The organism is Pseudobacter ginsenosidimutans (assembly GCF_007970185.1).
Taxonomy (GTDB): Bacteria; Bacteroidota; Bacteroidia; order Chitinophagales; family Chitinophagaceae; genus Pseudobacter; species Pseudobacter ginsenosidimutans.
This window is the reverse complement of the sequence record NZ_CP042431.1, coordinates 3,628,870-3,644,074: the sequence shown is the minus strand read 5'-3', so window position 1 is coordinate 3,644,074 and position 15,205 is coordinate 3,628,870. Positions and strand designations below refer to the sequence as shown.

Sequence of the window (15,205 nt, the reverse complement as noted above, 5' to 3'; positions counted from 1 at the left end):
CTTACATCATGCCTGTTTTCAAAAGTCCGAAGCGAATGATCGCTTTCTTCTTCATCGTATTGACTGCGCAGTCCATCTTTGCACAGAACAGTTTCATTCCACTTTACTCCGGTGAGGTCCCGAATTCCATAAAAGCGCCTGCCAATTACCAGGAAAGCACAGACAGCCTCAACAGGGTAAGAATGGTTACCCGTCCGGGACTGATCCCTTTTTTCCCTGCTAAGGGGAATGTCAGTGGAACTGCCGTGATCATTTTTCCGGGTGGCGGGTACTTTTTGTTATCGCTGGATGCCTGCATAGAGATCGCCAATGCATTGTGTAAAGAAGGGATCACTGCCTTCATTGCAAAATACCGCTTGCCGCACGATAGCATCATGATCAACAAATCCATCGGACCGTTGCAGGACGCACAGGCAGCCATCCAACTGGTACGCAAAAACGCAGCCTTATGGGGCATCCACTCTCAAAAGATAGGCGCCATGGGCCTTTCCGCCGGAGGTCACCTGGTATCATCTGCAGCCACACAAGTAAGTAAAATAGTGATCGACAATCCCGGCAACAACAATCTCAGTCCGGATTTCATCGCCCTGCTCTATCCCGTGATCATCTATGATCCTGCGATTCCAAGAACGCGGGAAAACCTGATCGGCAAAAATCCCAGCCCCGAAACATTGGACCTGTACAGTACAGACAAACAGGTGACCAGCCAAACACCACCCTCATTCCTGGTACACGCCATCGATGATGATGTGATCCCCGTAAAAAACACTTTAGCTTTTTTCAATGCCCTGCTGGAAAAAAATGTAAAAACGGAAATGCATATCCTTCAATCGGGTGGACATGGATTTGCACTCACGGACCTCAACAGTCAGAACAATTGGTTCAAGGCATTGCTGAGCTGGTTAAAAGAGAATGGATTCTAAGCTGCTATTTGATTGCTTTCCATTAATTTTATAGGGCCTGCTTTTGTCAGTCCTCTTGCCCCATTGGACAAAATAACAAATGGCCTATGTGGTTTTCAAAATCGATACAGCAAACGCTGGAAGAACTTCATGCGGATACAGGAAAAGGGTTGAACGACAATGAGGCTGCTGCCCGCTTGCAGCAGTATGGTCATAATAAGCTCACCGCCCGGAAACGGCGTTCTGTTTTCTCTTTATTTATTGCACAACTGAAAGACACGCTGATCTATGTACTTTTTGGCGCCGTTGTAATCACAATGGCCATGGGAGAATATATAGATGGCACCATCATCCTGCTGGTGATCATTATCAATGCTGTTCTGGGTGTGATACAGGAAGTGAAAGCAGGGAATGCGATCGATGCACTCAAGGACCTCTCCGCACCAAAAGCTCTGGTAAAGAGGAACGGAACAGTTTCGGAGATCGCATCGGAAATGATCGTGCCGGGGGATATCCTGGTGCTGGAAGCAGGCCGTTTTGTGGCAGCCGATGTGCGTTTGCTGGAATCGGCCAATCTGCAAATTGAAGAATCAGCGCTCACCGGAGAATCCGTTCCTTCTGAAAAAGACGCCAACGCAGATCTGCAGGATGGCAATATTCCTTTGGGCGACCAGGTGAATATGGCCTTCATGTCTACCGTAGTCACTTACGGAAGGGGCCTTGGTGTAGTAGTGGAAACCGGTATGAAAACAGAAGTGGGCAAGATCGCCGATATCATCAACCAGGAAAAAGAAGAAAAAACGCCACTCGAAAAAAGACTGGATGAGCTGGGCAAAACTTTGGGAAAGATTGCGATCGGTGTTTGTGTTGTCATGTTCGGACTGGCCTGGTTCCAGGGAAGGGACCTTGCAGAGAATTTCCTTACAGCCGTATCACTGGCAGTGGCCAGTATTCCTGAAGGACTGGCCGCCATCGTTGCAGTGGTGCTGTCTATCGGTGTTACCAGGATGGCCCGCAAGAAAGCCATCATCAAAAAATTACCGGCTGTTGAAACACTCGGCTCCGTTACAGTTGTTTGCTCCGATAAAACAGGAACACTCACACAAAATAAAATGACGGTGGTGCGCTTCTTCGATCTCACCGATCAGGAAGTGGAACTGAAAGAAAAAGAAAATGCTCCATCGGATGCAGCACTTCTTCTTTCAAAAGCCATGATCCTTTGTTCCGACGCCACTTTCGAGAATGGTGAAGGCACCGGCGATCCAACAGAAATAGCCCTGCTCAGACTGGGCGACCAACTGGGTATCGACAGGAATAAATTAGCAACAGAAACGAAGAGAAAAGATGAATTACCATTCGACTCCGACAGGAAACTGATGTCCACCATCCAGGAAGAAAATGGAAAACTGACAGTGTACACCAAGGGCGCAATCGACAATCTCCTCGATCGTTGTACGATGGTGCAGCATAACGGAGAAGCCATTCCCATCACCACCGGACATATCGAACAATTCAAAAAAGCCACCAAAAACATGTCTGCCAATGCGCTCCGCACACTGGCAGCGGCCTATAAATCACTGGACGGGCTCATCGATCATGAAGAAATGGAAAAAGACCTGGTGCTGATCGGCATGGTAGGCATGATGGACCCGCCCAGGCCGGAAGTAAAGGACAGTATCAGGCAGGCAAAACAGGCGGGTATCACAACGGTGATGATCACAGGAGATCACAAGGATACAGCCTTCGCCATCGCCAAAGACCTCGGCATTGCCGATAACAAAAAGCAGGCAATCACCGGTTCAGAATTGAAACGAAATCCTGACGGTGACCGGCAACTGACCTCCTACCGCGTTTTTGCCAGGGTTTCACCAGAGCACAAAGTAAAGATCGTACGCGCCTTCAAATCGGAAGGACAGATTGTTTCGATGACGGGTGATGGCGTGAATGATGCACCCAGCCTCAATACCGCAGATATTGGGGTAGCCATGGGCGTTACAGGAACGGATGTGGCGAGGAATGCGGCGCATATGATCCTGGCGGATGATAATTTCGCCACCATCATCGCCGCCATTGAACAGGGACGGAATATTTACAACAACATAAAGAAGTCTGTGATCTTCCTGCTGGCCAGCAATGTGGGCGAAGTGATCGCGATGGTAGTAGCCATCCTGATCGGCATGCCCGCGCCATTGATGGCTACACAACTTTTATGGATCAACCTGCTCACAGATACATTACCTGCCATTGCACTGGGCATGGATCCTGGTGATCCCGATGTGATGAAACAATCACCGCGCAGCCCCAATGAAAGCTTCTTCGCACATGGAGCGGCTCAAAGGATCATTATTGGAGGTATCGCCATTGGCCTGCTCACCATCGGCGCTTTCTGGTTCGGATATTACGAGCACGGTTACAGCCCATATGACAAACAAGTCCCGGATAACATACATGAATATGCGAGAACCATGGCCTTCATGACCATTATCTGCAGCCAGCTCTTCTATTCTTTTACTTTCAGGCATTCCGTAAAATCCGTTTTCCAGACAGGGATATTCTCCAACAAATACCTGGTAGGCGCAGTAGCCCTTGCACTGGTCCTTCAATTGCTGGTAATGGGATTACCGGTACTTCAAAAAGCATTCAGGCTGCAGATGCTGGACCTCCAGGGCTGGATCTATGCACTCGGACTGGGCATCATTCCCGTTGTCCTGAGCGAGATACTGAAACTATTCAAACGGATGAACAAAAGAAGTACACCCTGAGAACAGGGTGTACTACGTTCGGATATAACCCTTAACCCCAAACGTTGAAAATGAAAAGACATCATTACATTTTATCGAATCAGCGAACGCATGAAGGGCAAAAATGAAATACTGATATTCAAATAAGGTGCAGGTTTTGTTCTGTCGCGGATAAAATATTCATTGGATCGCCCGGTGGCTTTGAACATCCTCGAAGAAACGGTAGTGAAGATGCCGCCGCCAATACCCGCCACTACTTTCGGAGCGATCTCATATTCAAAATTCAATCCGTTCTTCAGTTCAAAAGTGGAATAATTAGTTGTAGTTGGAAGGCTGTACCGGCCCAGGTCCAGGAAGGAAACGGAATTGGCGACCTCTGTTCCCAGCGTAATCCAGCTCTTCTTATTGAATTGTTTTCTCAGGATGGCCCGCTGGGGCATATCGATCAGCAATTCCAGCTGACTGGACTGCAACCTGCGATAATAGCTCAGCACCGGAATGAAGGGCATTGTGAGGGAAGGATCGATGATAATGATGGCTCCCAGCGATAAGGAAGTAACCGGCGTACGTTTAAGATTGAACATCACATTGGCCATATAGCTCATTTTCTGGATTGCACCGGATGTGGCTGTTACACCCGCTACCGTCAATGAATACACTACCGGCAAATGGAAAAGTGAATCGTTCCTCACATAGCTCAATCCAAACCCATAGGTATTGGTGGAAAGTTCTTTATCGCCTTCTGCAGCCGTTCCCTGTGTATTCACCGGCTCCACATTTCCATATTGCTGGAACTGATAACTGTAGTTCAGTGAAACATTGAACACATTCCTGTTCTTCGCAAATACAGGAAGGTTGATATTGGCCCTGGTCCTGTTGGTGAGCAGCTTGCTACTGAATACCTTTTCCTTGTTGAAATCCGTGCTGGATCTTCTTTTCAATACCAGATCATTGCTAACGGAGATTTGCCGGAGCATGGGGTAGGCTTTGGCAATTTCGCTTACTCTTGCCAGTATGATACTATCTATTATCTTTTGTTTGTATTGCGCTTCATTTGTTTGAGCTTTTACCGATAATGAAGCCAGTGGCAGGGCCAGGACGATCCATTTTTGCATAGATTGAAGGGTTGAAGGCTACAAAGAAACCATGTAGCGGATTGCCCGTCAATAATATTAGACCTGCAAAGGATGCCGGTCGATGAACAGGGAAAGGCAATAGATAAAGCTAGTTCTGTGAAGGGGGGAAACATTGCTGCTGGGCTTTCCTGGCGAAGGCCGCCGCTTCCGATTTCCTGTTTTCCATAAAATCCTGCAATGCAGGTTCAGGGATGTATTGGTCTTTTATCCGCACCAGCCTGCCGGATGTTTCATCAACATAGGGAAGACAATAAAATATCATGATCATGTACATCACACTGTTCATGGACTCCAGGTCATCGTAAGCAAACCTGTCTTCCCAATGCATCCTGATCACGCGCAATGCCAGGTCGAATGCTTCCTTCTGGTCCATGAAACCATAAGCGAAATACCACAGCTCCAGATGAAAGAGCTGGTTCAGGTAACGCAGTCCCAGCTCGCTTCCGGTGCGGATCTCTTTCAGCATGCCATACTCCGTTTCTCCGGCATCACAAACCATCAGGTTATTGACAGGGGAATAATGTTTCATACGCTCGGCTTACGGCTACAAATGAAAAATGAAAGACTCCGGTAAAAAAAATTATTCGATCTACCAGCTTTGCTGACCGACCTACCCGCACTGAGAATAGATAAAGGCGTTTCCAACTATAGTTCCCACTTTCACAAACATCCCGGCTGGTGGGGCTTTTGCAACTGAAAGCCTAATTTTACCGCATCAATAAAAGCGGCATGACTTTCACTGGCAGGTATATAAGATTGATGGTCCATTTGTTCGGATGGATGTTGGTGGGATTCATCATGATCCTGCAATTGAGAATGGTGCTGGGTGTGAGCCTGCCTGCAGGCTTCTATGCCAAACAGGCCATCATGCTTTCATTGCTCATCATTTATTTCTATATCAACGAGTGTATCATTGTGCGCCGCCTGCTGTACAAACAGAAACTGGCGGGCTTTTTTACACTGCACCTTGGCATCATCGCCTCCCTGCAGGTGACCGGCAGGATCCTCGATATCATCTTCAACCTGCGCCATGAGATCATCAAAGCCATCTTCAAGGTTACACACGTTGAGCTCAACCCGAAGTACTGGGGCAACCTGGATGCCACCCTCCTGCTCACATCCATTGTAGTAGCCGGTATCAGCACCTGTATCGCCCTCATCCAGCACTGGCAATTCAATCTCCGCGCCAGTGAAGAGATCCGTAAAAAACAGCTGGACGCAGAGCTCGCATTGCTCAAGGCGCAGATCCATCCACATTTTTTCTTCAATACACTGAACAATATCTACGCCCTTTCGTATGACAATGCTGAAAGCTCCAGGACTTCCCTGTACAAGCTGAGCCGTATGATGCGTTATCTCCTTTACGAAACGCCCAATAACCTCACCAGACTGAGCAAGGAGATCGGTTTCGTGAAGGACTATATCGAACTGATGAGCCTGCGTATGTCGGACTCGATGAACATTCGTTTTGAAGTGCCGGAAACCGTATCGGAAAGATCCATTGCTCCGATGATCCTCCTGCCCTTTATCGAGAACGCTTTCAAACATGGTGTAAGTTCGCTCCGAAATGGTTCCATCATCATCCGGATCAGCCAGGATGAAAACATATTGAAACTCTATGTGGAAAACCAGATCTTCAAGGAACACAGTGTAAAAATTGAAGACGGGGGGATCGGACTGAACAATACCGAGCGCAGACTGCAAATGACCTATCCGGACCAGCACCGCCTCCAATATGGAAAAACAGAGAATGGCAGCTATATCGTTCAATTAGAACTCATGTTATGAAACCACTGCAATGCATAGCCGTAGATGATGAGCCATTGGCATTGAATCTTGTTTGCAAATTCATTGAGCAAACGCCTTTCCTTTCGCTCTCGGGCAAATACAAGAATGCCATTACTGCATTGCAGGATCTGAAAACGCTGGAGCAGGTAGACCTGGTATTCATGGACATCCATATGCCTGATCTCGATGGCATCGAACTGGCCAAAATGATCAAGGCCATCCAGGGAGAGCATGCCCCCAAACTGGTGTTCACCACCGCGTACAACCAGTATGCCATCGAAGGGTATAAACTCGAAGCGCTCGATTATCTCCTCAAACCCTTCAACTACGATGATTTCCTGCGCGTGGCGCTGAAAGCAAAAAGTCATTCGGAAAAGGCAGCCAATACAGTTCCGGCGCCTACTGCGGACCACGATGCCATTTTCTTCAAAGTGGAATACCGGTGGATCAAAGTGATGTTCGCAGAGATCCTCTATATCGAAGGCGTAAAGGATTATGTAAAAGTGCACCTCATCAATGGCAAGCCCATCATTACACTGAACTCGCTCAAGAACCTGGAAGCAAAACTCCCCTCCACTCAGTTCATGCGACTGAACAGATCAACCATCGTGTCCATTCCGCGGATCACTGCCGTAACAAAAACATCTGTCCAGATCAATGAATTGGTGATCCCTGTTGGAGAGAATTACAGGGAAAGCTTTGGCGCTTTTATCAGGGACTGGATCGATTGATAAACGGGGAAGCGAACAACTGCCAGCCCTTCGAAAAGCAAAAGCGCCCCATTCGGGACGCCTCTGCAGAGATTACCACTTGCCAAAGTTTATGTCTGAATATGACAGTCTATTTTTCTATTATTTCACTTTTTCAAGTTTCAGTACAACACTTGTTCTGCTGCCTGATACCTCAGGATTGAAACCAACAGTCATCAGGAACTCACCTGAATATTGTTTGCTGGTATCGATTGAAGACTTAACACCGGGATACAGGCTCAACTCTTTGAGTGTATACATTGCTGACGGATCCAGTCCTTTCAACTGAACCGGATACACACTGCCCTCGCCATACCGGTTGTTCACGAGGTAATTGAACAGTACGCCTTCTGACTGGTCTTTACTCAAAAAAGCCATAGATGCCACAGAGCCTTTTCGCGGATCAGATAAACGATACTGGTCCCCCTGATACACCAGGTGCCTGAATGCATTGTATTCTTTGATGGCGTTCTGACAAAACGCAAGATCCTTTTCATTCAGATGGCTCACTACAATATCGAAACCGAGCTTCCCCATCATCGCAACATCTGTTCTGAATTTGATGGGTTGTTTGCCCCAGTCGGTAACGTGATTGGCGCTGGCGATAGCAGGATAGAAATAGGAATACTCCCATTGAATAAAGATCCTTTCCAGCGGATCAGTATTGTCGCTCGGCCAGTATTCTGTGAAGTACTTCAATGCTTCATAATCCACACGACCACCACCACCCGAGCAAAGCATCATCGGAACCTTCGGATACTTTGCACGTAGGCGCTGCAATACATTGTACAGACCGCGCATGTATTCGATATAGAAATGGGATTGTTGTTTTCCGAGATAAGCGGAATGCGCATTATAGATCACGGCATTGCAGTCCCATTTGATATAGGCAAGATCAGGGTTCTTCGTAAACAGGTTATCCACCACACCGAAAACAAAATCCTGCACAACAGGATTGCTGAGGTCCAGCACCAGCTGGTTGCGGAAATAGTGTTCCTGGCGCGCAGGTTGACGCACCACCCAGTCAGGATGTTTCTCGTACAATTCACTTTTCGGGTTCACCATTTCAGGCTCCACCCAGATACCGAATTTCACGCCATTGGCAGTAGCTTCCTTCACCAGGCTTGCCACACCATTGGGTAGTTTGGATTTGTTCTCGGCCCAGTCGCCCAATCCTGCTTTATCATCATTACGCGGATACTTATTGGCGAACCAGCCATCATCTAACAGGAAGAGATCCACGCCGAGTTTTTTGGTATCGCGCAGCAGTTCCTTCAGCTTGCTTTCATTGAAATCGAAATAGGTGGCTTCCCAGTTATTGAGCAGTGTGAGCCTGTCCCCTTTTCCATCCAGCAGCCTGTAATTTCTGGCCCAGTCGTGCAGCTGACGGCTCGCAAAACCTTTGCCTTTGCTGGAAAGCAGGTGAATGAATGAGGGTGTTACAAATTCTTCACCGGGTTTCAAATTGTATGCAGATGCATAATTGTTGATACCGGAAATGATCCTGAGATTATCCTGGTAATCCAGTTCGAGATCCGTTCTGAAATTACCGCTGTATGCCAGGGAGCCATACAACACCGTTCCTTCATCTTCCGTTGCAGGTTTGTTCAGCGATACCATGAATACGGAAGGCTGGAAGATATTGGTACGCGTACCGAGTTTGGAATCGATGGTTTTGATACCATGCGTGATCTTCGATTCTTCTGGTTGCATTTCCTTTGCCCAGTCGCCATGATATTGGTTCAGCCAGAATCCTTTCGCTTTGAGATGAAGATTGGCGGAAGCGAATTTCTCCAGCACTACATTCCCTTTCTCCCTGTGTTTGATCACTGACCATTGTTCAATCACATCTTGGTGAGGATACACCTTATAATGCAGCGTCACTTCAAAATCGTATACAGGATCTTTCAGCAGGATGCTGTATTGGGTAATGCCATCGGCCAGTTGCTTTTGTTCGTGTTTTACATAACGAAGGTCCAGCGAACGGTTGCCATCGGCATGCACCACAGAGATAGCAGGTTCCACCAGGTTCCGGGAACCAGAACTGGTATAAGCTGCATTCAATACATCTGTGTAATCTCCTGTTTGTTTGTATACAGAAGAAACGAGTTGGTATTCTTTTTCGTTTGCCAGTTTCTTTCCAAAATAAATTACAGAGAGGTCTTTGTTCTTGCCGGCTTCCAGCACCAGTGCATTATTTGAAGTCACAACAGGAATGATGGTCTGTGCTTTCAGGCTGCCGGACATCCATCCGGCCATCAATGCGATACTACAGTAAACCAGTTGCCTGACAGCGATCATCCCTTTCCTTCTTCGATTCATAGTCATAATATTCAGTGATAGATATGTGTTGGATCTTTCCGGCCCTCTGTGTTATTTCAACTTCGGATCGTATTTGTTTTTGACGGTGATACCCGGCCAGTTATCAGTTCTGAAGGGCCCGGCAGGCCATCCGTCTTTGTTACTGAGATTAGCATTATCGGTTACATCCGCCCAGGCATAGCGTGCAGCCACAGGCGCTGGTACACTACCGGATTGAAGCACCACCTGATCACCAGAAATGGTAGCTTCTGCAGGATAGAATTTCTTATCTGCGCCTGCCAGTTCAAATCCGCCCAATGATTTTCCATCGCGGGCTATAAGGCCCTGGCCGGCAGCAGCAAAACTGATGGTCACTTTGTTCCCTGCAATGCTGAACGACTTGAATTCAGGTCCGGATGCAACCACTGCTTTATTATAGGTATCATGTAAGGCGATCGCAGCCAGCCTTTCTCCTACATCCTTCTTATTACGGGGATGGATATCATTGGCATCTCCAATATCCGTGATCACCGCCATGCCGCTATGGGGAACTGTTTTGGCAGTAAGTGTTTGCGATTCCCGGATCTCAGCCCAGGCGCTTCCCGCAGTGCTGTTTCCATTATTATCGTTATAGCTGGTGAGCTGTACAAAATAGAATGGCATCGCAGGGTTTTTGAAATGCTCACGCCAATTGCTGATCAGCAAAGGCATTGCGTGCCGATATTCGTATCCACGCCCGGCATTGGCTTCGCCCTGGTACCAGATAGCCCCCTTGATATTCATGCCCCTGAACTGGCTTACCATACCATTGAAAAGCAATGAAGGATAATCGTTGGGACCGATAGCATTTCTACTTGTACGCACTTCCTGGATTCGATAATTCCAGGTTCCAACCAGTGAATAACGGTTATCACCAACCGATACATAGAGTTCGCTGCTATCTCCCCATATTCCGCCGCCACCGCCGGTATCTTCCACGCGAATAGCGATCACATTCTTACCGGCCTTGAGTACGCCGTTGTAAACCCTGTCTATATTCCAGCCCTGTGTAGCGCCGAGTGCTGCTCCATTCAGGAAGCTCTGTTCATTATCGTCAATTTTTCCAAGATGGAAACTGGCAGGTTTGCCTGCATCTTCCGGTTTGACATCGATCTCTTTTCTGAACCAAACGATACCATCGAGCCCAGACAAATGCGATTGTGATTCCCAGGCTCCCGGAATCGGCATGGTAGACCATTTGCGATGATCATAATCAGCATTCCTGTACAGGGCGCTGTCACCCGCTGAGGGCAAATCTTTCAGCAGTTCCTGCTGCATGGCTTTCTCTTTTTTGTTCCGTGCTTTCAGCAGGTCCTCAAAACTTACCGGCTTCTGCACCGCCTTCATCACTTCTTTGTAGTAAGGATCATTTGAAAGCGCTGCATGGCTGATCCAGGCTTCTATCTGCGTTCCGCCCCAGGTGGAATTGATAAGTCCTATTGGCACATTCAGATCCTGTTGAAGACGACGTCCGAAAAAATAAGCTACGGCAGAGAAAGGTGCAATATTGTTGGGAGAGCAGCGCTGCCAGCTGTCCCCTTCCAGCTCTCTCAGTGGCCAGGTGGATACGCGTTTGGTAACGGTGAGCAACCTGATCTGAGGATATGATGCATTCCTGATCTCTTCATCTGCATCATTCACAGTTCCCCATCCTTTCAAAGGCATTTCCATATTGGATTGTCCGGAACAGAACCAGACATCTCCCAGGAGAACGCCATGTAAAACAGTCTTTCCCTTTTTATCGGAAACGATAAGATCATAAGGTCCGCCTGCTTTTTCAGGAGCCAGCTCCACATGGAAGCCGCCCTTGGGATTGATGGCTGCCGTTTTCGTTTGTCCATTCAGGGTAACGGTTACCGTTCCTGTCTGACCGCTGATCCCCCAGATACGAAGGGGCTGATCTCTTTGTAACACCATGCTGTCGCCAAAGAAATTCGGCAATCTCGGTTGTGCTTCTGCGTAAGCAACAGCCAGCAACAGGGCGGAAAAAGCGATTATTGATCGGATACTTTTCATTGTTGTTTTTTTATCAGCCGGAATAATTTTGTTTCATGCGGTTGGATGGAGCCGGTCCATTTGTCCTTTTTTCCAACAATGCGCTGCTTCCAGCAGTCGCGCACCGTGAAGCCGGAAGGGAGGCCCATTGTTCCGCCCGCGAAACTGTAAGATTGTAAAATCCCGGATTTATTCAAAATCGCCAACGCCATATCCCCGTTCTGAAGGGGCTTCAGAATCAGATCGAAGCTGGTATCGCTTTTGATCAGCTGTCCCTGGTTGCCGGCCGGATCCTGGTTGATGGCAATCACTTCAGGGTTGAGCAGTATTTTTTTGGTGGCCTCATTCATGGCCATGATATCATTGGTGGCGATAAGGGGAGCTGCCATCATACTCCAGAGGCTCATCTGGCTTTGATATTCGATATCTGAACAACCAATGCCGCCAAGATCCGAAGAAGGCCCTTTGGCGCCGTATAATCCTACCACCAGCATATCGGGATCGTTCCAGTGGCCGGTACCTGCGTACGCATGAAGCGATACGTTCACCTTGTAAATATCCATGATCCCTTCCCCGTCTTTTCCCTGTTCCTTTTTCCATTTGTCCCGCACATCACCTGTGGTGCGCCAAACGCTTCCGCCTGCATTGGCCGCCCAGAACCAGGGCTTACGTCCACCCCATTCGCAGATGCCGAAGACGATATCGCGTCCGGAGGCCGACAATGCCTGCGCCATTTTTGTATAGCGGGCCTTTGCCGTACCTGAATCTTCCGGCGCATTGCAGTAATCGTATTTCAGGTAATCAATGCCCCAGGAAGCAAATGTTCTGGCATCCTGTTCCTCAAAATGCAGGCTTGCTGTATAACCTGCACAGGTAAGCGAAGCTGCATCGGAGTAAATGCCCAGCTTCAATCCTTTTGCATGAACATAATCGGCGAGCGCTTTAATGCCGGAAGGGAATTTTACGGGATCAGCGATGATATTGTTCTTCTTGTCCCTTCCTCCCTGCCAGCCATCATCGATGATCAGGTATTTATAGCCCGCTGCTATCATGCCAGTAGAATCCATGGCATCGGCGATGCTGCGGATCAGCTTTTCATCGATCCGTTCTCCATACAGGTTCCAGGTCATCCATCCCATTGGAGGCAATGGCGCCAGTTTACTACGATTTGCTTCCTGGGCCTGTGTAAACATCACCAGGCATACGGATAATATCAGGCAGTGCAATTTCATTTCCCGGTACTGATGGTTTTAAGCTGTCCGTTCACTTTCAGCGTCACCTTTTTGGTGGTGGGTGAACTGATCTTATATTTTGTTACCTGTCCATTTTTCCATTCGAAATCGACGGTAAGGTTTCCTCTCGCTTTCAATCCTTTCACCGTTCCCTCCGCTTTCCAGAGATCAGGAATGGCGGGCAGTAATTCCACATAGCCGGCATGACATTGCATCAGCATTTCCATTATGGCTGCTGCTGCGCCGAAATTGCCATCGATCTGGAAGGGCGGGCCGGCGGAGAAAAGATTTGGATACACGCCGCCACCGGCGCCGTAGTTGATATCTGTACGAAGCGTTGGCTTCAGTAATTCGCGCAACAGTTTGAAAGCACGATTACCATCCAGCAATCTTGCCCAGAACAATTGCTTGTAGGCGATGGCCCAGCTGGGACCATCATCTCCTCTCACTTCCAGGCTTTTCTTTGCCGCTGCCGCCAGTTCGGGCGTGCCATTGGCAGTGATGAGATTAGCGGGATACAATGCATAGAGATGCGAAATATGACGATGCTGCGGATCTGTTTCCTTGTAATCTTCCAGCCACTCCTGTATGCGGCCATCGGGTGAGATGATACCTGCTGGTGGTAATTGTTTCAATTGCGCGCGTAAAGTATCAGCAAGATTCTTATCGATCTTCAATTTTTCAGTAGCTGTAATGATATTGTTGAACAACTCGCGGATGATCTGGTTATCGATGGCAGCCCCCACGCAAATGCTGGCGTGATTGCCATTGGGCAGGAGGAAAGAATTCTCCGGACTGGAAGAAGGTGAAGTCACCAGCCATCCTGAGTTCTCGTCTTTCACTAAAATGCTCTTATAGAAAAGCGCTGATCCTTTCAGGATAGGATAGATGCTTTTCAGGTAGGCCAGATCATCTGTGTAAACATAATGTTCCCAGAGATTATTGCAGAGCCATCCCGATCCGGATTTGGTAACGCCCCAGCTGGCGCTTTCTCCGGGCTCGGTCCAGCCCCATACATTCGTGATCACATGAGCTACCCAGCCATCGGCATTGTAATATGCTTTGGCAGTGCGTTCTCCGGGTTTCACCAATCCACGCACCAGTTCGGTGAGCGGGAGGTTCAGTTCTGAGAGATTGCTCATTTCAACAGGCCAGTGGTTCATCTGCACGTTCACGTCCAGGTGATAATCACCATTCCAGGGCGTATTCACCTGGTTGGCCCAGAGGCCCTGCAGGTTCGGGGGCAGCAATCCAACGCGTGTGCTGCTGATGCTGAGATATCTTCCGAATTGCAAAAAGAGTACGGGTAATGATTTGTCCTGTTCAGGTTGTTTGTAATAAGCCGCCAGGCGTTTGTCTGTAGTAAGTGTTTCAGCAGTGCCGGCGCCCAGGTCAACCGCTACACGACCGAACAGTTTCCTGAAATTGCGAACATGGGTCTGCTTTTGTACGGCGTAGGATTTCAGCAACGCAGTCCGCATATTCTTTTCCACTTGCATTTTATATTGCGGATTCCGAAAATCCGTAGCTGTGGAAACGAAGATCAGCGCTTCATCGGCGCCTTCCACCACCAGTTCTTTTCCTTTCAAATTTTGCTTACCGCCTGTGTTCAGTACTTTCACCTGAGTGAGGTATTGCATACCTTTTCCGTCGGTTCCATTGTTGAGCTGACCAGCTAACAGCAATGACTGACCGCTTATTGAGCTCTCCCCTCTTTCCGGGCGACTGATCCCCACCTCAAAACTCACAGCTCCTTTTTTGCTGGCGGTGATTCGGATAAGGTCCACATCATCTCCGAAACTGGTGAAATATTCTCTTTTGTATTGAACGCCATTCAAAGTGAAACTTGTTACGGCAATGGCGCTGTCCAGCGATAACCAGCGGCGGTATTCAACAGGCGTTGCAGTATTGCCACCATAGCTGTACCTGATATTGAGATCGGCCAGCATCTGGAAGCAGCCCCACTGAGGGCCGCCGGATCCGGGCCCGAGACAGATAAAACTTTTATCGATCAGTTTTTGCGCTTCATCATTTTTCCCTTGCGCGAGCAATTGCCTGATGGCAGGCAGCTGCTTGTAGGCTTCATAATTATTGGCATCCTGCGGACTGCCGGACCACATGGTGATATCGTTCAGTACAATTTTCTCTTTTTCCACTCCGCCATCGGGCGTCATACCCAGGCGGCCATTACCCAGGGGAAGCGTTTCTTCCCACTGTGCGGCAGGTTTATCGAACCATAACTGAAGGGGACGCTGCTGCGCGGATGCAGTCAGGGAAAACAGGATCGCAACAAGACCAATCGTTCGTTTCATAATTCGTTAA

General features: G+C 48.3%; 10 protein-coding genes. 4 read left to right on the top strand and 6 right to left on the bottom strand.

The features are described from left to right. Nucleotides 1-8 precede the first annotated feature (8 nt). Nucleotides 9-923, top strand: a complete 915-nt coding sequence (locus FSB84_RS14715) for an alpha/beta hydrolase (protein ID WP_130538704.1) — start codon at nt 9-11, stop codon at nt 921-923. An 86-nt stretch (nt 924-1,009) separates the two neighbouring features. Then, nucleotides 1,010-3,664, top strand: coding sequence for a cation-translocating P-type ATPase (locus tag FSB84_RS14710; RefSeq protein ID WP_130538703.1), 2,655 nt, complete (start codon nt 1,010-1,012; stop codon nt 3,662-3,664). 71 nt (nt 3,665-3,735) lie between these two features. Here the strand turns inward: FSB84_RS14710 and FSB84_RS14705 are convergent, their stop codons facing one another. Together FSB84_RS14705 and FSB84_RS14700 are read right to left on the bottom strand one after the other, a co-directional pair. After that, entirely contained in the window at nt 3,736-4,758 is a 1,023-nt protein-coding gene (locus FSB84_RS14705; protein ID WP_130538702.1) for a hypothetical protein, read from the bottom strand. Between the two features lie 109 nt (nt 4,759-4,867). Then, nucleotides 4,868-5,308, bottom strand: a complete 441-nt coding sequence (locus FSB84_RS14700) for a hypothetical protein (RefSeq protein WP_130538701.1) — start codon at nt 5,306-5,308, stop codon at nt 4,868-4,870. 200 nt (nt 5,309-5,508) lie between these two features. On the opposite strand from FSB84_RS14700, the gene FSB84_RS14695 reads away from it, so the two are divergent. After that, nucleotides 5,509-6,567, top strand: a complete 1,059-nt coding sequence (locus tag FSB84_RS14695) for a sensor histidine kinase (protein ID WP_130538700.1) — start codon at nt 5,509-5,511, stop codon at nt 6,565-6,567. Further along, a complete protein-coding gene (locus FSB84_RS14690; protein WP_130538699.1) occupies nt 6,564-7,298 on the top strand; it encodes a LytR/AlgR family response regulator transcription factor in 735 nt (244 codons plus the stop codon). Before FSB84_RS14695 ends, FSB84_RS14690 begins: the two co-directional genes overlap by 4 nt. A 120-nt stretch (nt 7,299-7,418) precedes the next feature. On the opposite strand, the gene FSB84_RS14685 is transcribed toward FSB84_RS14690, so the two are convergent. From FSB84_RS14685 to FSB84_RS14670, 4 genes are read right to left on the bottom strand one after another with little or no spacing between them, the layout of a single operon-like run. After that, nucleotides 7,419-9,638, bottom strand: a complete 2,220-nt coding sequence (locus FSB84_RS14685) for an alpha-galactosidase (protein ID WP_207234160.1) — start codon at nt 9,636-9,638, stop codon at nt 7,419-7,421. A 51-nt stretch (nt 9,639-9,689) separates the two neighbouring features. Beyond that, complete coding sequence (locus tag FSB84_RS14680; RefSeq protein ID WP_130538698.1) at nt 9,690-11,672, bottom strand: sialate O-acetylesterase; 1,983 nt, start codon at nt 11,670-11,672, stop codon at nt 9,690-9,692. Continuing rightward, a complete protein-coding gene (locus tag FSB84_RS14675; RefSeq protein WP_130538697.1) occupies nt 11,669-12,883 on the bottom strand; it encodes a glycoside hydrolase family 27 protein in 1,215 nt (404 codons plus the stop codon). The genes FSB84_RS14680 and FSB84_RS14675 overlap by 4 nt, the downstream gene beginning before the upstream one ends. Continuing rightward, complete coding sequence (locus tag FSB84_RS14670) at nt 12,880-15,195, bottom strand: glycoside hydrolase family 95 protein (RefSeq protein WP_130538696.1); 2,316 nt, start codon at nt 15,193-15,195, stop codon at nt 12,880-12,882. The genes FSB84_RS14675 and FSB84_RS14670 overlap by 4 nt, the downstream gene beginning before the upstream one ends. Nucleotides 15,196-15,205: the final 10 nt, after the last annotated feature.